At 72.5% G+C, this 18,962-nt stretch carries 14 protein-coding genes; 2 read left to right on the forward strand and 12 right to left on the reverse strand.

The window, feature by feature from the left end; all coding sequences use genetic code 11:
- Positions 1 to 71: 71 nt before the first annotated feature.
- The 5 genes from LP52_RS08085 to LP52_RS08105 form a co-directional block, all read right to left on the reverse strand.
- A complete protein-coding gene (locus tag LP52_RS08085) occupies positions 72 to 4,970 on the reverse strand; it encodes an NAD-glutamate dehydrogenase (protein ID WP_040272093.1) in 4,899 nt (1,632 codons plus the stop codon).
- Between the two features lie 444 nt (positions 4,971 to 5,414).
- Positions 5,415 to 6,113 carry an HAD family hydrolase gene (locus LP52_RS08090; RefSeq protein ID WP_193789965.1) on the reverse strand — a complete coding sequence of 233 codons (699 nt, stop codon included), beginning with the start codon at positions 6,111 to 6,113 and terminating at the stop codon, positions 5,415 to 5,417.
- A 303-nt stretch (positions 6,114 to 6,416) separates the two neighbouring features.
- Positions 6,417 to 8,045: an L-glutamate gamma-semialdehyde dehydrogenase gene (gene pruA / locus LP52_RS08095; RefSeq protein ID WP_040272096.1), complete on the reverse strand. Its 1,629-nt coding sequence runs from the start codon at positions 8,043 to 8,045 to the stop codon at positions 6,417 to 6,419.
- 202 nt (positions 8,046 to 8,247) lie between these two features.
- Positions 8,248 to 8,721 (reverse strand): DUF6912 family protein, encoded by a 474-nt coding sequence (locus LP52_RS08100; RefSeq protein ID WP_040272098.1) that lies wholly within the window; start codon positions 8,719 to 8,721, stop codon positions 8,248 to 8,250.
- 167 nt (positions 8,722 to 8,888) lie between these two features.
- Positions 8,889 to 9,554 (reverse strand): HAD family hydrolase, encoded by a 666-nt coding sequence (locus LP52_RS08105; protein WP_040272100.1) that lies wholly within the window; start codon positions 9,552 to 9,554, stop codon positions 8,889 to 8,891.
- A gap of 225 nt (positions 9,555 to 9,779) precedes the next feature.
- On the opposite strand from LP52_RS08105, the gene LP52_RS08110 reads away from it, so the two are divergent.
- A complete protein-coding gene (locus LP52_RS08110; RefSeq protein ID WP_040272102.1) occupies positions 9,780 to 10,979 on the forward strand; it encodes an acyl-CoA dehydrogenase family protein in 1,200 nt (399 codons plus the stop codon).
- A gap of 85 nt (positions 10,980 to 11,064) precedes the next feature.
- Here the strand turns inward: LP52_RS08110 and LP52_RS08115 are convergent, their stop codons facing one another.
- The 7 genes from LP52_RS08115 to LP52_RS08145 all read right to left on the reverse strand — a co-directional run bounded on the left by LP52_RS08115 (position 11,065) and on the right by LP52_RS08145 (position 18,025).
- Positions 11,065 to 12,744, reverse strand: coding sequence for a glycoside hydrolase family 3 protein (locus LP52_RS08115; protein WP_040272104.1), 1,680 nt, complete (start codon positions 12,742 to 12,744; stop codon positions 11,065 to 11,067).
- A gap of 367 nt (positions 12,745 to 13,111) precedes the next feature.
- Positions 13,112 to 14,797, reverse strand: a complete 1,686-nt coding sequence (gene ptsP / locus LP52_RS08120; RefSeq protein WP_040272106.1) for a phosphoenolpyruvate--protein phosphotransferase — start codon at positions 14,795 to 14,797, stop codon at positions 13,112 to 13,114.
- A 12-nt stretch (positions 14,798 to 14,809) separates the two neighbouring features.
- On the reverse strand, positions 14,810 to 15,067 hold the full coding sequence (locus LP52_RS08125) for an HPr family phosphocarrier protein (RefSeq protein ID WP_040272107.1): 258 nt from the start codon (positions 15,065 to 15,067) through the stop codon (positions 14,810 to 14,812).
- A 24-nt stretch (positions 15,068 to 15,091) separates the two neighbouring features.
- Positions 15,092 to 15,769 (reverse strand): HAD family hydrolase, encoded by a 678-nt coding sequence (locus LP52_RS08130; RefSeq protein WP_040272108.1) that lies wholly within the window; start codon positions 15,767 to 15,769, stop codon positions 15,092 to 15,094.
- Between the two features lie 283 nt (positions 15,770 to 16,052).
- Complete coding sequence (locus LP52_RS08135) at positions 16,053 to 16,499, reverse strand: PTS sugar transporter subunit IIA (protein ID WP_040272110.1); 447 nt, start codon at positions 16,497 to 16,499, stop codon at positions 16,053 to 16,055.
- A gap of 99 nt (positions 16,500 to 16,598) precedes the next feature.
- A complete protein-coding gene (locus LP52_RS08140; protein WP_040272182.1) occupies positions 16,599 to 16,835 on the reverse strand; it encodes a glucose PTS transporter subunit EIIB in 237 nt (78 codons plus the stop codon).
- A 149-nt stretch (positions 16,836 to 16,984) separates the two neighbouring features.
- Positions 16,985 to 18,025: an SIS domain-containing protein gene (locus tag LP52_RS08145; RefSeq protein WP_040272112.1), complete on the reverse strand. Its 1,041-nt coding sequence runs from the start codon at positions 18,023 to 18,025 to the stop codon at positions 16,985 to 16,987.
- A gap of 180 nt (positions 18,026 to 18,205) precedes the next feature.
- Here LP52_RS08145 and LP52_RS08150 point away from each other — a divergent pair, with 180 nt between their 5' ends.
- On the forward strand, positions 18,206 to 18,946 hold the full coding sequence (locus LP52_RS08150) for a GntR family transcriptional regulator (protein WP_040272114.1): 741 nt from the start codon (positions 18,206 to 18,208) through the stop codon (positions 18,944 to 18,946).
- The last annotated feature ends 16 nt before the right edge of the window (positions 18,947 to 18,962 follow it).

Genomic DNA, 18,962 nt, shown 5'->3' on the forward strand with positions numbered 1-18,962 from the left:
CGCCCGGGCCGCGAGGCGGCCCGGGCCCGGGCCCGGGCGGCCGGGCGGTCGGGCGGTCGGGTGGTCGGGACTCACTCGCCGGAGGAGACCAGCAGGGAGCGCACGGAGCGCAGGGCGACCGAGAGTGTGGCCAGGTCGTACTGGTCGGACTCGCGGATCTCGCGCAGGGTCTGCTCCGAACGCTCCACCGCCACCCGGTTGCGCTCGATCCAGCGCCCCCGCAGCCGCTCCGGGGACTCCCCCGGCTCGCCGCTCTGCAGCACCTCGCGGGTGAGCCCGGCGTGCGCGGCGTAGAGGTCGTCGCGCAGGCCGGCCCGGGCCATGGTCACCCACCGGTCGTGGCGCGGCAGCGCGATGATGCGCTCGCGCAGCGACCCGATCTGCAGGCTCTCGGCCAGGTCGAAGTACACCTCGGCCACCTCGGGCAGCGGGCGCTGCGTGCGGTTGGCGATGGAGACCAGATCGAAGGTCGAGTAGGCCGGGACCATGCTCGCCACCCGCTCGGCCAGTTCGCGGGGCACGTTGGCCTTGGTGAAGCGGTCGCGCCGCTCGGAGAACAGGCGGAGATCGCGGCCCTGCAGCAGCTCGGGCAGCTGCGGCACGATCTCGGCCACGCCGGAGGAAAAGAAGGCCGTCTCCGAGCCCAGGTCGAAGGGCGACTTGCGGTTGCGCAGCAGCCAGCGGGTGCCGCGCTCGGCGAGCTTGCGGGCCTCCAGCATCAGGTCGAGCTGCACGTCGACGTCGATCCAGTGGTCCAGGTTCTCGATCTCGTCCCATAGCGCGCGGAGCCCGAACACCTCGCGCACCACCAGATAGGCGCGCGCGATGTCGTCGGGCGCGGCTCCCAGCTCCTCGCCGATGCGGAAGGCGAAGGTGGTGCCGCCCCGGTTGACCATGTCGTTGACGACCTGGTTGGCGATGATCTCGCGGCCCAGCGGGTGCTCGGGCATGACGTCGGAGAAGCGCCGGCGCAGCGCCTCGGGGAAGTACTCCACCAGCGTCCGGCGCAGGTAGGGGTCGCCGGGCAGGTCGGAGTCGGCGACCTCGTCCTTGAGGGCGTTCTTGGTGTGGGCCAGCAGCGTGGCGAACTCCGGTCCGGTCAGGCCGTGGCCGGCGCTGCGCCGCGAGGCGATGTCCTTGTCGTCGGGCAGCACCTCCAGCTTGCGCTTGAGCCTGCCCTCGCGCTCGAGCCGGCGCATGTAGCGGGCGTGGACGTGCATCATCGCGCCGGCCTGCTTGCGGGCGGCCGACAGCACCACGTTCTGCGCGTAGTTGTTGGCCAGGACCAACTGGGCGACGTCCTCGGTCATGCTCAGGAACAGCTCGTCGCGCTCCTCCTTGGCGAGCCTGCCCTCGCCGACCTCGCGGTCGAGCATGATCTTGATGTTGACCTCGTGGTCGGAGGTGTCCACGCCGGCGGAGTTGTCGATGAAGTCGGCGTTGACCCTGCCGCCGTTGCGCGCGAACTCGATCCGCCCGGCCTGGGTGAGCCCGAGGTTGCCGCCCTCGCCCACGACCTTGCAGCGCAGGTCGGCGCCGTTGACCCGCAGCGCGTCGTTGGCCTTGTCACCGACGTCGGCGTTGGACTCCGTGGAGGCCTTGACGTAGGTCCCGATGCCGCCGTTCCACAGCAGGTCGACCGGGGCACTGAGGATGTGCTGCATCAGCTCGAACGGGGTCAGGGCCGTCGTCTCGGAGTCGATGCCCAGCGCTCGGCGCACCTGCGGCGTGATGGGGATCGACTTGGCCGTGCGCGGGTGCACCCCGCCGCCCTCGGAGATCACCGCGGTGTCGTAGTCGGCCCAGGTACTGCGCGGCAGCTCGAACATGCGCCGGCGCTCGGCGAAGGAGCTCTCGGCGTCGGGATCGGGGTCCAGGAAGATGTGCCGGTGGTCGAACGCGGCCACAAGGCGGATGTGCCGGGAGAGCAGCATGCCGTTGCCGAACACGTCCCCGGACATGTCGCCGACCCCCGCGGCGGTGAAGTCCTCGTTCTGCACGTCGGTGCCGAGCTCGCGGAAGAGGTGCTTGACCGACTCCCAGGCGCCGCGGGCGGTGATGCCCATGGCCTTGTGGTCGTAGCCCACCGACCCGCCGGAGGCGAAGGCGTCGCCCAGCCAGAACCCGCGTTCGATCGCGATGCCGTTGGCGATGTCGGAGAAGGTGGCGGTGCCCTTGTCCGCGGCGACCACCAGGTAGGGGTCGTCGCCGTCGTAGCGCACGACGCGCTCGGGGTGCTCCACACGCCCGGCGACGCGGTTGTCGGTCACGTCGAGCATGCCGCTGATGAACTGCTTGTAGCAGGCGACGACCTCGGCCTGGACCGCGTCGCGGTCGCCGCCGGCGGGCAGCCGCTTGCACACGAACCCGCCCTTGGAGCCGCTGGGCACGATCACGGAGTTCTTCACCGTCTGCGCCTTGACCAGGCCCAGGACCTCGGTGCGGAAGTCCTCGAAGCGCTCCGACCAGCGCAGGCCGCCGCGGGCCACGGCGCCGAAGCGCAGATGCACGCCTTCCATACGCGGCGAGTAGACGTACATCTCGTAGCGCGGGCGCGGCGCGGGCAGGTCGGGGATGCGGCGCGGATCGAGCTTGTAGACCAGGTAGGGCTTGGGAGCCTCGATCCCGCCCTGGAAGTAGGTGGTGCGCAGGGTGGCCTCGATGGCGGCCAGGAAGGAGCGCAGGATGCGGTCCTGGTCCAGGCTGGCGACCTGGTCGAGCTCGCCGCGGATCTCCTCGGTGATGGCCTCGGTGCGTTCCTGGCGCGCCGTCTCGTGGTCGGGGTCGAAGCGGGACTCGAACAGCCGCACCAGCAGGTTGGCGATGTGCACGTTGGCCACGAGCACATCGGAGATGTAGGCGGGACTGAAGGTGCTGCCGGTCTGGCGCAGGTACTTGGCGTAGGCGCGCAGGATGGTCAGCTGGCGCCAGTCGAGTCCGCCGCGCACCACCAGCGCGTTGAAGCCGTCGGACTCGCCGCGGCCCTGCCACAGCGCGGTGAAGGCGTCCTCGAACAGCGCTTTCAGCCGCTCGGCCGGCAGCTCCACGGCGTCGGTGACGGGAGCGAAGCCGAAGTCGTAGATCCAGGCGCGCCCGGCCTCGGCGCCGGCCACGCCGTAGGGGCGCTCGTCGCGGACCTCCACGCCCATGTGCTCCAGCAGCGGCAGCACACGGGAGAGGGAGATCGGCTCGCCCTTGCGGTAGACCTTGAGGCGCCACTCGCCGGGCTCGGCGTTCTCGGGCCGGTAGAGGTTGACGGCCAGTTCGTCCTCGTCGAGCCGGTCGAGGCGGTCGATGTCGTCGACGGCGACCGCGGCGGCGGTGTCGACCTTGTAGCCCTCGGGCACCGCCGAGCCGTAGGTCTGCAGGAGCTCCTCGGCGCGGGCCGCGCCGAAGCGGTCGCGCAGAGCGCGGTCGAGATCGTCCTCCCAGGACCGGGTGGCGGCGACGACCTCGGCCTCCAGGGCGCTGTGGTCGACGTCGGCGAGGATACTGCCGCCCTCCGCGCGCACGACCAGGTAGAGCTGGGCGAAGGGCGCGGAGCCGACCTGGACGCCGTGGTCCATGGTGGCGCCCTCGAAGGCGCGGCTCATCACGTGCTGGATCTGCAGCCGCACGTCGGTGTTGTAGCGGTCCCGCGGCATGTAGACCAGGCAGGACATGAACCGGCCGTAGGGGTCGCGGCGCAGGAAGAGCTTGGTGCCGCGGCGCTCACGCAGGCGCAGCACCCCCAGCACGATGTCGTAGAGCTGGTCGACGGGGGCTTGCAGCAGCTCCTCGCGCGGGAAGCCCTCCAGGATCTCGACGAGGTCCTTGCCGTCGTAGCTCTCGGGGTCGAATCCGGCCAGGTCCAGGATCTCGTTCTGCTTGCGCTTGAGAATCGGGATCTGGGCGATGCTGGTGGTCACCGCCTCATGGGTGTAGAGGCCGAGGAAGCGGTACTCGCCGACGACGCGGCCTTGCTCGTCGAAGCGCTTGACTCCGACGTAGTCGAGGTACTTGCGGCGATGGACCGTTGCCCGGGAGTTGGCCTTGGTCAGCACCAGCACGTGGGGCTCGCGGGCCTTGGCGCGGGCCTCGGGCGGCAGGGCGGCGAAGCTCTCGGAGGCCGGGGAGTCGGCGCGCAGCAAGCCCAGTCCGGTGCCGGGGCGCGGGCTCAGGCCCAGCCGCTCGGCGGGAGAGTCCGGCGCGTCTTCGGCGTCGGAGGCGCTGACCAGGGTGTACTCGCGAAAGCCCATGAAGTGGAAGTGGCGGTCGGCCACCCAGCGCAGGAACTCGACGCTCTCCGACATCTCGCGCGCGTCGACGCCGCCGCGGGACAGGCGCTCGGCGGATGCGGCGACCTCGTCGGCCAGCAGCAGGGCCTGGCGGCGCATCCGGCCGGTGTCCTCGTGGACGCTGTGCACGTCGCCGAGCACGCGTTCGAGGTCGGCGGCCAGCTCCTTGCAGGCGGTGGGGCCGCTGCAGCGGTCGATCTCCAGGTGCATCCAGGACTCCTGGAGCGGGATCAGACCGTCGGGGTCGGCGTCGGGGTCGGGCTCGACCTCGTGCAGGTCGCCGGCGACGTCGCGGGCGACCCGCAGCTGGGGGTGGATGACCAGGTCGTAGCCGATCCCCCGGCGGCTGAGCTCCATGGTGACCGAGTCGACGAGGAAGGGGGCGTCGTCGGTGACGATCTCGACCACCGAGTGGCCGGTCTCCCAGCCGTCGCGCTCGCGGGAGGGGGTGTAGACGCGCACCTTGGCCCGCCCCTGAGGCCGGTGCCGAGCGGACTCCAGGTGGGACGCCGCCGGTCCGCATATCTCCGCGGGATCGCGCTCCTGCAGCTCCTCGGTGGCCACGTGCCGGTAGTAGTGCTCCAGCAGCCGCTCGGTCTGCTCGGGGCCGCCGGTGAAAGGAGGCCGACCGGAGCAGTGCGCGACGGCCTCGCGCAGCAATCGGTCCTGGACGGCGTCAGACTGACCGGGCATCGTGCGACCTCACTCCCTTGTGAGTCGTAGGGGGCCGGCCCCGGATCTGCGGGCGGATCCGGGACGTCGAGTCGTATCGAGTTGTGGGGCGCCGGGTGGGCGCCTGTGATGTTCCCGCTCTCCGGATGACGGGAGGGGAAACCTGTGCGCACAGGTGCGGTGCAACGGCCGGACTCCGTTGTCCGGCCCCGCCGCGGACCAGGTTACTGGGTCGCGTCCCGCGGTGTTGTGATCAACACCGTTAACTGTGCGTTTCGGTGATTAGGAGCGGATTGCGCAACCGCGCGGACCCGCACGGTTCGAGGCGGCCCCCGCGGCGTGTGCCCCGGCCGGGGCCCGCGTCCACGGTACGCCTGAGGCGCGGGGCGGCAAGGCGTGCGGCCGCTGCCGGTCAGGGCGCGCATACGACGTGATCCGCGGGGTACTCGCTGTGCCCGCCGGTGCTCACCCGGTGCCGGAAGTGGCCTCGCGCACGGCGCTGACCAGGCGCACGGTGTCGGTGAGGTCCTCCAGCACGTACTTCGCCCCGGCGGAGCGCAGCTGGGACTCGGTGGCCGACCCGCTGACCACGCCGATCGGCGTCGCGTGGCCGATCAGGGCGGCCTCGACGTCGCGCGGGGAGTCGCTGATGTAGACCGTGGACCACTCGGGGAACGCGAATCCGTGGGCCTGGGCCGCGCGCATGCGGGTGAACTGGATGAGGCTGCCCTTGGGGTAGTGCTCGGAGCCGAATCCGCCGATGCTCAGGTCGAGGTAGCCGTCGAGGCCGAAGGCGGAGAGCTTGGCCACGGCGTTGGCCATGATCGCGCCGGTGACCACGGTCTGCACGGTGTCCTCAAGCCCGCCGACGGCCGCCAGCGCCTCGGGTGCTCCCGACATCGCCCGTCCGCGCGCCGTCAGCTGGTCGCGGCGGCGGGCGAACGCCTCGCCCAGGGCGTCGACGAAGTCGGACAGCGGTTCCTCGCCCGGGTCCAGCCGCACGTCGTTGCGTGCCAGGAACTCGAAGAAGATCTCGGAGTCGGTGCGTCCTCCGGTTGAGGCCAGATACACCAGCGGCACCCCGGTGACCTGCTCGAAGGCCTCAGCGTAGGCCGCTCGCGTCACCTGGGCGACGTCGACGAGCGTGAGGTCGATATTCCACAACACCAGCCGGCTGATGGCAGCCTCCTCAAGGGCGTGCGGGCTTTTCCACCACAATTCTGCCTCGCACCGGAACCACAGGCCTCCGCCGTCCCCAGGCGGCCGGACGCACCGCTGTGCGGGGCCGCGGGGCGGCGGGAGCGCCCGTTCGGCACCGGCGTGAGGCTTACAGTAGTCCACCCTGCGCTCCCCTGCGTCTGGGAGGCCGCCTGCGGCGGCGCCGAGCGGAAAGGGGACCCGCGTCCCCCGCGCCGGGGCGCAGCGGGCCTCGCCCGCCTCGGCCCCGGCGCAGTGCCGGCGGCCGGCTCACCCCATGTGGGGATAGCGCCAGTCCGTGGGCGGGTTGAACGTCTCCTTGATCGCGCGCGGGCTGACCCAGCGGGCCAGGTTGAACACCGACCCCGCCTTGTCGTTGGTGCCGCTGGCGCGAGCGCCGCCGAAGGGCTGCTGGCCCACGATCGACCCCGTCGGCTTGTCGTTGATGTAGAAGTTGCCGGCCGAGAACCGCAGCGCGGCGTCGGCCTTGGCGACGGCGGCGCGGTCGCGGGCGACGACCGCCCCGGTCAGCGCGTAGGGCGCGACGTCGGCCATCTGCTCAAGGACCTGGTCGTAGCGGGAGTCGTCGTAGACGTGCACGGCCAGGATCGGACCGAAGTACTCGGTGCGGAAGACCTCGTCGGTCGGGTCGTCGCACTCCAGCACGGTGGGTTCGATGAAGTAGCCGACGCTGTCGTCGGCTCCCCCGCCCGCCAGCACGGTGATGGAGTCCGTGTCCTTGGCACGCTTGAGCGCGCCCGCGTTCTTGGCGAAGGCGCGGTCGTCGATCACGGCGCCCATGAACGTCGACACGTCGCCGGTGACGTCGCCCATGGTGAGCTTGCCGACCTCGTCGAGCAGGCTGTCGCGCATCGACGACCACAAGCTGCGCGGGATGTAGGCGCGGGAGGCGGCCGAGCACTTCTGGCCCTGGTACTCGAAGGCCCCGCGGATCAGCGCCGTGCGCAGCACGTCGGGGTCGGCCGAGGAGTGGGCGACGACGAAGTCCTTGCCGCCGGTCTCGCCGACGATGCGCGGGTAGGAGCGGTAGTCGGCGATGTGCTCGCCGGCGGTGCGCCACAGGTGCTGGAAGGTGCCCGCCGACCCGGTGAAGTGGATGCCGGCGAGGTCGGGCTGGGCCAGCGCCGTCTCCGAGACGGCGTGGCCGTCGCCGGTGACCAGGTTGATCACGCCCGGCGGCATCCCGGCCTCCTCCAGCACGCGCATCACGAAGTGCGCGGAGTAGGTCTGGGTCGGCGAAGGCTTCCACACCACCACGTTGCCCATCAGGGCGGGCGCGGTGGGCAGGTTGCCGGCGATGGCGGTGAAGTTGAACGGGGTGATCGCCAGGACGAACCCCTCCAGCGGCCGCAGCTCCTGCCGGTTCCATACGCCGCGTACGGAGATGGGCTGCTCGGCGTAGAGGCGGCGGGCGAAGGAGACGTTGAACCGCCAGAAGTCGATCAGTTCGCAGGCGGCGTCGATCTCGGCCTGCCAGACGGACTTGGACTGGCCGAGCATGGTGGCGGCGTTGACCCGGGCTCGGTAGGGGCCGGCGAGCAGGTCGGCGGCGCGCAGCAGGATGGCGGCGCGGTCGTCGAAGGACATGGCGCGCCAGGCGGGGGCGGCGGCGCGTGCGGCCTCGATCGCCCGCTCGGCCTCGCCGGGTGTGGCGTTGCTCATCCGGCCCAGGACGTGGGCGTGGCCGTGGGGCTTGAGCGCGGGGAGCAACTCGCCGGCGCCGAGACTGTGCTCGCCGCCGATCACCTGCGAAAGCTCGGTCTCCTCGGCCGACTGGCGGGCGATCTCCGCTTCGAGCTCGGCCCGTTCGGGGCTTCCCGGCGCGTAGCTCAGGTTGGGCTCGTTGACGGGGACGGGAACGTCGGTCACGGCATCCATCGCACTGCCTCCCGATCGGGGTAGGTGGCGGCCCGGGCGGGGCGGACGCGGGGTGCGCGCTTCCCGGCGGCGGGCGCTGCGCGATGATGCATACCCGCTCGGCAGGAGCCGGTAAAGCGCCGAACAGCGTTGATCTTGTACCTACGGACACTGAAAGCGATTTCCGGTGCCCGTAGGTACAAGATCAACGGGAATCGACGGGTCACTCGCGGCCGAGGAGGTGGGGCAGCTCTTGCGTGGCGTACCAGAGGAGTTCGTGCTCCTCCAGGGCGTCGTCCTGGGGGCCGGTACCGGCGGCCGCCGCGGCGACGGCCTCCTCGGCCCCGGGGGCGTCGACGTGCACCGCGGCGATGCGCTTGCGGGGAACCGTCCCGGTGAGGGTGACGGCGGCCGGGTGATCGCTCCCGCTGGGCGGCGGGCCGATGACCGCGTCGGGGGCCTCGGCGGCGAGCACTGCGCGGCGGCGCGGCGCGGAGGGGTCCGCACTCAGCATGCGGAGCGAGGCCGCGGCGGCGCCGCGCAGCGCCTCGTACTCCAGCTCTTCGTCGTCGTCCGCCGTGTCCGGACCGGCCAGCCGCTCGGTTACGGCGTAGGCGGTCAGCGGCGGACCGCTGATCTCGCCCTCGTCCAGGACGGCGGCGAGGCCGGGGAATGTGCTGGGCAGGTAGATGCGCATCGTCGTCCCGCGGATCGTTTCTCATGGTCGGGCGGAGAGTGTCCGCCCGGAAAGTCTGCCAGAGGCGACGAAAGCACGGGGCGCGCAGCGCCTCCACTCGGGGATGCGGCCCGCGGCGGTGCGGCGAGCGGCATGGAGATCACGGCCGCCCGCCGCAGGGGCGGCTGTCAGAAGGGCATCGGGTCCAACTCGATGCCGCAGGTCTCGGCCAGCCGGTCGCGCGTCTCGGCGGGGTCGCGGTGCAGGATGCCGACCATGCCCAGCTCGACCGCCGCGTGCACGTTGTGCTCGATGTCGTCGATGAACACGCACTGTTCCGGAGGCAGGCCGGTCAGCTCGACGGCGCGGTGGAAGATCTCCTCCTCGGGCTTGCGCATGCCCACCTCGCCGGAGATGACGACGGCGTCGAAGGTCGCGTCGAAGCGGTCACGCGGATATCCGTTGCCCCAGGAATTGGACAGCAGGCAGGTGCGCACCCGTTGCTCGCGGGCCTGGCGCAGCACCGCGTACATCTCGTCGACCGGGTGGAAGCCCGAGAACATCCGCTTGATCAGGCCCTCGGCGGGAACCGGACCTCCGTCCACCAGCCGCAACTCGGCCGCGAGGAGGCGTTCGAACTCCGAGGTGGCCATCTCGCCGCGCTCCAGGGCGTGGATGGGGTTCGCCTCCACGGAGCCGTCGGCGTAGGCGCCCTGGACCCAGGAGCGCATGACGTCGCGGTAGCGGGCGTCGTCGATGCCGTCGTCGGCCAGCCAGGCGGTGATGGTCTCGCGCAGCGGGGTCGTCAGGACCCCGCCCCAATCGGTGATGATTCCACGGCACTCGGTGGCCATACTCGCCTCCATCCCTAGCTGGGCGCCCGGTACCGGGCGCCGGTCCCCGCACGGGGCTCGGAACCGCCGTGCCGGGAGACGGGTTCTTCCCTGGCAACGGCACCGCCAATCCCCGCGCCGCCACGGCCGCCCCCAGCGGGCGGAGCGCGGGCGAAGCGACGCGAGGGCGGCACGACAGCCCGCCTGCACAGTACCGACCAGTCGGTCTGATGGCATACTGCGGTTATGGACTTCGATCTCAGCGCCACCGCCCGCGACCGCCTTGCCGAACTGCAGTCGTTCATGGACGAGCACGTCTATCCGGCCGAATCCGTGTACCACCGCCAGCGCGCCGAAGCCGGGCGGGACAGCCACGAGCTTCCGCCCGTGATGGAGGAGCTGAAGGCCGAGGCGCGCCGCCGCGGGTTGTGGAACCTCTTCCTGCCCGACGTGGGCGGGCTGAGCGTCACCGACTACGCGCCGCTGGCCGAGCTGACCGGCCGCTCGCCGGTGCTGGCCCCGCAGGCGCTGAACTGCTCGGCGCCCGATACCGGCAACATGGAGGTGCTGCACATGTTCGGCACCCCCGAGCAGCGGGAGCGGTGGCTGGAGCCGCTGCTGGAGGGCCGCATCCGCTCGGCGTTCGCCATGACCGAGCCCGACGTGGCCTCCTCCGACGCCGCCAACATCGCCACCTCCATCGTCCGCGACGGCGACGACTACGTGGTCGACGGGCGCAAATGGTGGATCAGCGGCGCCGCCGACCCGCGCTGCGAGATCTTCATCGTGATGGGCAAGACCGACCCGGACGGCCCCGCCCACCGCCAGCAGTCGATGATCCTGGTCCCCCGCGACACACCCGGCCTGGAGATCGTCCGGTCCCTGCCCGTGTTCGGCTACCAGGACCAGGAGGGCCACTGCGAGCTGCGGTTCACCGACGTGCGGGTGCCCGCCGCCAATCTCGTCTCCGGCGAGGGAGAGGGCTTCGCGATCGCCCAGGCGCGGCTGGGCCCGGGGCGCATCCACCACTGCATGCGCGCCCTCGGCATGGCCGAGCGCGCGCTGGAGCTCATGGTCCGCCGCGCCGAGCAGCGGGAGGCCTTCGGCAAGCCGCTGGCCGCCCAGGGGGTGGTCCAGCAGCAGATCGCCGAATCGCGGCTGGCCATCGAGCAGGCGCGGCTGCTGGTGCTCAAGACGGCCTGGCTGATCGACAACCGCGGCACCAAGGAGGCGCGCACGGAGATCTCGGCGATCAAGGTGGCGGCGCCGCGGGCCGCGGTGGACGTCCTGGACCGCGCCATCCAGGTGCACGGAGGCGGAGGCGTCAGCGACGACTTCCCGCTGGCCGAGATGTACGCCCACGCGCGCGCCATGCGGATCTTCGACGGCCCCGACGAGGTGCACCTGCGTTCGCTCGCCCGCCAGGAGGGCAAGCGCCACGGCTGAGCGCAGCGCAGCACGTCCGGCCGGTAGCCGCGCGTCCGCACGGCCGGGACCGGCCGGACCGGGCCGTGCGGCCCGCCGGACGTGCTCAGTAGGACAGCCCGTCCCCGAACTCCAGGTCGGTACCGGGGATGCTCACCGGCAGCCTGCCGGACGGGGAGACCTCGCCTGCGAGCACGCGTGCCGCCGCCGCGCGGGAGGCGTCCACCGAGGAGTACGTGGCCAGGTATCCGTCGACCCCGTCGAGTTCGGCGATGTCGTAGGGATCGCCCTGGGCCACCACGACCACGGGCGTTCCGGTGCCCTGGGCGGCGGATACGCGGGACTTCTGCTCGGCGTCGCCGCGTGCGCTGCGCGTTCCCACCACGGCGGCGTCGGCTGCGGCGGGATCGGAGACGACCGTGTACCCCAGCTCCTCCAAGCCCGCGCCGATCTCCTCGGCGCCGGGCCCTGTCACGCTGACCGTGGCCCCTGCCTCCAGCGGCAGCACGCCGCCGCTGTTGCGCAGCAGTGTCACCGCGTCCTCGGCCAGGGTGCGGGCCGCCTCGCGGTGCTCCTGCGTGGCTACCGCATCGGCGGCGGCCCCGGCGCTTGCGGGTTCGGCCTCGAACAGGCCCCGTTCGGCCTTTGCGGTCAGGATGCGCAGCACCGACCGGTCCAGTCGCTCGGAGCTGATGCGCCCCTCCTCCACAGCTCCGCGCAGCGCTTCGAAGGCCGCCTGCGGGTCCGGCGGCATCAGCAGCTGGTCGGCTCCGGCGAGCACGGCACGCACCGCGATCTCGCCGTCGGAGTGGGTCTGGCGCACGCCCTCCATATTCAGCGCGTCGGTGGTGACGATGCCGTCGTAGCCGAGCTCGTCGCGCAGGATGCCGCCGATGACCTCGGGAGAAAGCGTCGAGGGCTCACCGGAGTCGTCGAGCGCCGGCATGAGCACGTGCGCCGTCATGATCGCGTCCACGTCGGCCTCGACGGCGGCGCGGAAGGGCGGCAGGTCTTCCCGCTCCCACTCCTGCCGCGGTTTCTCGATGACGGGCAGGCCTGTGTGGCTGTCGACGTCGGTGTCGCCGTGGCCGGGGAAGTGCTTGACGACGGGGACCACGCCGCCCTTGCTGAAGGCGGCGGCCTCGGCCCCGGCCATCTCGGACACCAGATCGGGGTCGGAGCCGAACGAGCGGATGCCGATGACCGGATTGTCGGGGTTGGTGTTGGCGTCGGCGACGGGCGCGTAATCGAGGTTGATGCCCAGCGCTGTGAGTTCGGCCGCGGTCGCGCCCGCCAGCGCCCTGGCGTGGGCCGTGTCGCGGGTGGCGCCCACCGCCATCGCGTCGGGGAAGCGGGTGCCCACCGGCAGCCGCGCCACCATGCCCTGCTCCTGGTCGATGCCGAGGAACAGCGGGATGCCGGCACCGCTGTCGGCCGCCGCGTCCTGCAGGCCGTTGGACATGCCGCCGATCTGCTCCGCCCCCTCAAGGTTCTCGGGGAAGTAGATGAGCCCGCCGGGGTGGTACGTCGAGACCAGATCGGCGCTCTCCTCGGCGGTGGTGCCCTTGGCCAGCAGTACCATCAGCTGGCCGATCTTCTCCTCGACCGACATCTCGCCCAGGCGTTGCCGGGCCAGCTCGGCCGCCTCGTCGCCGTCGGGCGAGGGCGGGGAGTCGGAGCCGGAGGAGTCCTCGGGCGGGGTGGAGCCCGGGCTGCACCCCGCGAGGGCGGGGATCAGCAGCAGCACGGCGGCGCCCAGCAGCGCGGGCAGGCAACGGATCGGCATGCGGACCTTCCGGTAACGGACACGGCACGGCGGCGCGGTGGGGGAAGGCCGCGTACGGCGGCGCGGCGAGCGTGCGGCTGCGGCGGTGCGCCCACGGTCGCGGCCCGCCCCACGATAGCGCCTGGCGCACACGCCCGGGGTCCGCAGCGGGTCCGGGAGCACCTGCAACGAGCTGTTCTCCGGGAACGCACGCGGCCGGTCACCGTAGAGGTCGCGGTGACGGGGCTGTGTAGCGCCGGGAGCCGGGCGGCTGCGTGCCGCCCGGAGCACGCCCGAACACAGCCCCGTCACCGGAGCCTGCTGTGGTGGCGGTCGCGGGTACTCCCCGGCGGGTTCCCCACCGGAGCCCGGATGCCCGATGCTCTGCTTAGAGCCCCAGCTCGGCCAAGGCCGGGAGCTGCTCGGACGCCGCGGTGCGGGCCTCCTCCGGCCCCCGGGCAGCACGGGCCGCCTCAGCGGCGGCGCGGCACTGGGCGAGGTCGGCGCGCGCCAGCGCGGCGCGCACCAGCGGCAGGGCCGAGGCGCCCATCGACAGGCTGGTGACCCCGAGCCCGGTCAGCACGCACGCCAGCAGCGGATCGGCCGCCGCCTCCCCGCACACGCCGCACGTGCGGCCCGCCTCGGCGGCGGAGGAGGCCGAGGCCGCCACCAGGTCCAGCACCCCGGGCTGCCAGGGGTCCTGGAAGCGTCCCAGGCCGCCTGTCTCGCGATCGGCGGCACAGGTGTACTGGGTGAGGTCGTTGGTGCCGATGCTGAAGAAGTCGACGTGCTCGGCGATGTGGCGCGCCCGCAGAGCCGCGGCGGGGACCTCGATCATCACCCCCGCGTGCTGGATGCCGGCCTTGGCCGCCGCGGCCGCGAACCATTCGGCGTCGGCCGCGTCGGTGACCATGGGCGCCATGACCTGAAGGTGGGCGCCGGTGTCGCGCTCGGCCTCGGCCAGCGCCGCAAGCTGGATGTCCAGGGTCTCGGGCAGGCGGCGCATCATCCGCAGCCCGCGCTCCCCCAGCGCCGGGTTGGGCTCCTGCTGCTCCCCCGCGGGGAGGAACTCCAGCGGCTTGTCGGCGCCGGCGTCCAGGGTGCGTACCACGACCCGCCCTCCGGGGAACGCCTCCAGGACCGCGCGGTATGCGGCGACCTGCTCATCGTGGCCGGGAGCGTCGGCGCGGTCGAGGAACAGGAACTCGGTGCGGTACAGCCCCACCCCTTCGGCGCCGTTCTCCAACGCCGCCGGCAGGTCGTGGGGACCGCCGATGTTGGCCAGCAGCGGCACCTCGTGGCCGTCGGCGGTCCGACCGGGCCCGCTGCTCTGGGCCGCGGCTGCGGCACGGGCGCGCGAAGCGGCGACGGCGGCCTCGACGACTCCCGGCTCGGGATCGAGGGCCACGTCGCCGGTGGCGCCGTCGACCAGCACCGTCGTTCCCTCCGCCACGGTGTCGGCGCCCGGGCAGGCCACGACAGCGGGCAGGCCCAGCGCTCGGGCGAGGATGGCGGTGTGGCTGGTGGGCCCGCCCTCGCGGGTCACGAGCGCGACGACCCGCTCGGGGTCGAGCGTGGCGGTGTCGGCCGGCGCCAGGTCCTCGGCGACCAGCACGAACGGGACGTCCGACTCGGGGAGGCCGGGCACGGGCGCCCCCATCAGCCTGGCGACGATCCGCTCGCGCACGTCGTCGAGGTCGGCCACGCGCGCGGCCATGTACTCCCCCGCGGCCGCGAGCATCTCGCGGTAGACCGCCACCGCCTCGGAGACGGCGCGGGCGGCCGAGGCTCCCTCGTTCACGCGCTTGCGCACGTCGTCGGCGAGCGCGGGGTCGCGAGCCATCAGCGCCTGGGCGTTGAGCACCTCGGCGGCGTCGCCGCCGGCGGCCTCGCCGCGTTCGCCGAGATCCCGGGCGGTCTCCTCCATCGCCGCGACCGCGCGGTCGGCCTCGGCGGCCGCGTCGCCTCCGTGGCGGGCGTCGGGGTCAGGCTGCGGGACCTCGCGCACCAGCCGGCGGACCGGCCCGTAACCCGCACCGGGACTGACTCCGGCGCCCTTGAGCGTCTGCGGCATGCTCTCCCCCACTCAGCCCGCGTCGGCGATCTCGGCGAGCCGGTCGAGCACCTGCTCGGCGTCGTCGCCTTCGGCGGTGATGACGATCTCGTCGTCCTTGCGGACGTCCAGGCCCATCACGGCCAGGATGCTCTTGGCCGAAACCCCCTGGCCCTCGCCCTTGGCGACCGTCACCTCGCCGCCGGACTTGGCGGCGGCCTCGACGAACAGAGCGGCGGGGCGGGCGTGCAGGCCGACCTCGGACTGGACTGTGATTCGGCGTTGCGCCACGGGACGCACCTTTCTTGACGGTTGCTACTGCTGGGGTCGTGCCCGCCGGCCGATCCGTGGCCAGTCGACCTCGGTGAGGTGGTCGACGACCAGGTCGGCCCGGCTCAGGACCGCGGGTTCGTGGGTGGTGGTGATCGCGACGACGCGCATGCCGGCGCGCAGCCCCGCCTCGATACCGGCCGGGGTGTCCTCGAACACCACGACGCGGGCGGGATCCTCGTCCAGGATGCGGGCCCCGCTGAGGTAGCCCTGCGGGTCGGGCTTGCCCTCGGTGACGTCGCCGGCTGTGACCAGGCCGCGGAACATCGGCAGCACGCCCAGCCGCTCCAGCGCGACGTGCGCCCATCCGCGGCCGGCGGAGGTCACCAGGCCGAAAGGCACCCCTTGGGCGAACAGGCGGTGCAGGAACGCCACGGACTCGGGCAGCTCCTGTGACGGCGGCAGGTCCGGGTCGGCCTGGATCATCTGGAGCTCGGCCAGCAGCACGTCCCAGGTGACGCCCGGGAACAGGTGCGGGTCCTCGTTGAACACGTCGGCGCCGCGGCGGCCCATGAAGCGGTGCAGGGTGCTCTCGTCGTAGGGGACGTTGTGCATGTCCAGCAGCCGCGACCACACCTCCATGGAGCGCGGCTCGCTGTTGATCAGCGTCCCGTCGAGGTCGAAGAGGGCGGCGCGGGGCGCGGGGCCGTCGGCGGCGGTCATGGGACCACCGCCGGTCCGACGGCGCACCGGATTCCGCCGAGCGGCGCGTTCCCGCGAGTGCGGATCCGGGTGTACGGGGCGTCGGACGACTCGGCCGAGCCGCCGGAGCGGCGGCGGTGGGCCGGGCCTGGGCCCTGTGCTCTGAGCGAAGCCGCACAGCGGCTGCGGGAGCCGGGGTAGGTCCTCATCGGGGGTTCTCCGGACGGGGCGGTCGGTGGTGGTGGTGCGGGATCATCCAGCGGGCGGCCGCTGGCGCCGCCCGCCGCTTCGGCGGGGAAGGACGTCAGGACCAGGTGAACAGCGGGTCGCCGGCGGCCACGTCCCCGTCGGCGACCGACCCGACGACGGCGGCGTCGGCGTCCAGCGCGGCGACCGGCACGATCGCGGACAGGCCCTGGGCCTCGATGTCGGCAGGGTTCCACCGGATGACGGGAGTGCCCGCCTCGACGTGCGCACCCTCCTCGACGAGCTTCTCGAAACCGGCGCCGTCGAGCTTGACCGTGTCGATGCCCAAGTGCACCAGCACACCGTGCCCGCTCTCGGCGAGCACCATGAACGCGTGCGGGTGCAGCTTGGCGACGCGGCCGCTGATGGGCGCGGCGGCGTCCTGCGGCCGGGCGGCGGGCCGTACGGCGGCACCGGGGCCGACCATGCCCTGAGCGAATACGGGGTCGGAGACCTCCGCCATGGCGACGGCGGTTCCGGGGACGGGAGCGAGCACTTGGAGCACGCGGCACCTCCTGCGAACGGGGCGCGGCCGGCCGGCGGCGGGCCGCGCCCGGTGGCGGATGTCAGCCTGGCTGTCGGCCTGGCCGACGGCTGGGTCGGGTCAGTCGAGCAGGTCGTTGATGTCGTCGGTGAGCGAGTCGGCCTCGGGCCCCACCACGACCTGGACGACGTTTCCGGAGATGAGCACCCCGTGAGCGCCGGCGGCCTTGAGCGCCGGCTCGTCGACCTTGCCCGGGTCGCCGACCTCGGTCCGCAGCCGGGTGATGCACGCCTCGATGTCCTCGATGTTGTCGGCGCCGCCGAGCCCGGCGACGATCGCCGTTGCCTTGTCGGCCATGTGATCCTCCAGTTCGGTCATGCGTGATCCGGTGCCGGGGCGTGCGGTGCGCGGAGGGGTCCACGACCGGGGCGCCGTGGCGCCGGGGACCATTCGAGCTTAGGCGGCGCACAGGGCGGCGCCCACACGGCGCCCGGGCGGTGTGCGGGCTAGGTCTGGGTGACCTTGCCCAGGCCGCGCGGCGAGTCGGGGTCGTAGCCCAGCCTGCGGGCCAGCCGCTCGGTGATCTGCTGGGCCGGGACGATGAGCGCGATGGGGGCCAGCCACTCGGGCAGGTCGGGCATGGGCACGCACAGGTCGCAGGCGTCGGCCAGCGCCGAACCGCCGCCGACGGCGTAGACGGGAGCGCCCGCTGCGCTGACGCGTTCGGCCAGCGCGACGGTGCCCTCCAGTGTCGGTCCGGAGTTCGCGGCCGTCAGCAAAGCCGGTGTGGAGCGGTCGACCACGGCGATGGGGCCGTGCAGCAGGTCGGCGTACGACAGGCCCATCGCGTGCAGGTAGCACGCCTCCTTGAGCTTGAGGGCGGCCTCCAGTGCGGTGGAGAAGGCCATGCCGCGCCCGGAGACCACGGCGCCCTGCACACCGACGAGGCGCTCGACGATGGCGTCGACGTCGTCGCCGGGGCGGGCGAGCACCTGGTCGATGGCGTCGGGCGCGGCTTGCAGCTCGGAGCGGTCCAGGTCGGCGCCGAGTCCCAGTGCCAGCACGGCAAGGGCGGCCAGCTGGGTCGTGTAGGTCTTGGTGGCCGGGACTGCGCGCTCGCTGCCGGCCCGGGTGACCATGGCGACGTCGGCGGTGCGGGTCATGGGCGAGTCGGCGCCGTTGGTGATGCCGACCGTGCGGGCGCCGCAGTCGGCGGCCCAGGCCATGGTGTCGACGATCTCCTCGGTGCGGCCCGACTGGGAGATGGCCACGGCGAGCACACCGGACAGGTCGACCTTGGCGCCGTAGGTGGTGGCGATGGACGGCGAGGCCAGGGTGGCCAGGCGCCCGCAATGGGCTTGCACGAGGTAGCTGCCGTAAACGGCGGCGTTGTCGGAGGAGCCGCGGGCGATGAACAGCACCTGCCGGGTCTCCCGACCGAGGGCGGCGATCTCCGGGATCAACGGCAGCAGCGTGTCCAGGGTCGCGCGCAGCGCGTCGGGCTGCTGGGCGATCTCCGAGCGCATCACGCTCGTCGTGGTTGTCATCAGTTCTTCCCTCGGATCCGTCTGGGCGCCGATGCGTCGCTGTGGCCAGCGGCTACGGCACTCCGCCAGATGTCGTCGCCTGTGCCGCAGTCCACATATTGACACGTGTGGCCGTGCTGTGGTCTAGTCCGGCCTATACCAGTCATACCAGACTCGTACCCGACCGAACAGGCATCCTCCATGGCGATCGATCCGACGAGCCCAGTCCCCAAGTATTCACAGCTCAGGGACTTGCTACTGGACTGGATCGTGGAGACGGGCCTGTCGGTGGACGACCCGATCCCCTCCGAGCGCGAACTCGGCCAGCGCTACGAGCTGTCGCGGATGACCGTGCGCCAGACCGTGGACCTGCTGGTCTCGGAGGGCAAGCTCTACCGGGTCCCGGGCAAGGGCACGTTCGTCGCCCGGCCCAAGATCGAGATGTCCCTGGCGCTCGCGTCCTTCACCGAGGACATGCGTGCCCGCGGGTTCCGCCCCGGCGCACAGGACCTCGTGCGCCGGGTGCTGCCCGCCAGCGGCGGCACGGCGCGGGCCATGGGGCTGGAGCCCGAGACCCCGGTGCACCACATCGAACGCCTGCGCACCGCCGACGGCGAGCCGATGGCGGTGGAGCGGTCCAGCATCCCCCTCGATCTGGCGCCCGGCCTGGACGGACACTCCCTGGCGGGCCGGTCGCTGTATGAGGTGCTGGAGCAGGAGTACGGGATCATCCTGGACTCCGGCGAGCAGACGATCGAGGCCGGCGTGTGCGACCCCGCCGACGCCAAGCTGCTGGGCCTGCCCCAGGGCAGCCCGGTGCTGTCGATGCGGCGCCGCAGCTTCGCCAACGGCCGCTGCGTCGAGCTTGCGACGTCGCGGTACCGGGCCGACCGGTACACGCTGCATTCGCGCCTCGACCCCCGACGACCGGGCGGATCCTGACCACCGCCCGGCTCCA

Origin of the sequence: Streptomonospora alba (genome assembly GCF_000826685.1) — a bacterium.
Lineage (GTDB): Bacteria > Actinomycetota > Actinomycetes > Streptosporangiales > Streptosporangiaceae > Streptomonospora > Streptomonospora alba.

What these genes read in the sequence shown, in the direction of transcription:
- LP52_RS08115 (WP_040272104.1), bottom strand. Translation starts at nt 12,744, where the DNA reads ATGCCGATCCGTTGCCTGCCCGCGCTGCTGGGCGCCGCCGTGCTGCTG.
- pruA (WP_040272096.1), bottom strand. Translation starts at nt 8,045, where the DNA reads ATGGATGCCGTGACCGACGTTCCCGTCCCCGTCAACGAGCCCAACCTG.
- LP52_RS08130 (WP_040272108.1), bottom strand. Translation starts at nt 15,769, where the DNA reads ATGACCGCCGCCGACGGCCCCGCGCCCCGCGCCGCCCTCTTCGACCTC.
- LP52_RS08140 (WP_040272182.1), bottom strand. Translation starts at nt 16,835, where the DNA reads ATGGCCGACAAGGCAACGGCGATCGTCGCCGGGCTCGGCGGCGCCGAC.
- LP52_RS08110 (WP_040272102.1), top strand. Translation starts at nt 9,780, where the DNA reads ATGGACTTCGATCTCAGCGCCACCGCCCGCGACCGCCTTGCCGAACTG.
- LP52_RS08100 (WP_040272098.1), bottom strand. Translation starts at nt 8,721, where the DNA reads ATGCGCATCTACCTGCCCAGCACATTCCCCGGCCTCGCCGCCGTCCTG.
- LP52_RS08085 (WP_040272093.1), bottom strand. Translation starts at nt 4,970, where the DNA reads ATGCCCGGTCAGTCTGACGCCGTCCAGGACCGATTGCTGCGCGAGGCC.
- ptsP (WP_040272106.1), bottom strand. Translation starts at nt 14,797, where the DNA reads ATGCCGCAGACGCTCAAGGGCGCCGGAGTCAGTCCCGGTGCGGGTTAC.
- LP52_RS08105 (WP_040272100.1), bottom strand. Translation starts at nt 9,554, where the DNA reads ATGGCCACCGAGTGCCGTGGAATCATCACCGATTGGGGCGGGGTCCTG.
- LP52_RS08150 (WP_040272114.1), top strand. Translation starts at nt 18,206, where the DNA reads ATGGCGATCGATCCGACGAGCCCAGTCCCCAAGTATTCACAGCTCAGG.
- LP52_RS08145 (WP_040272112.1), bottom strand. Translation starts at nt 18,025, where the DNA reads ATGACAACCACGACGAGCGTGATGCGCTCGGAGATCGCCCAGCAGCCC.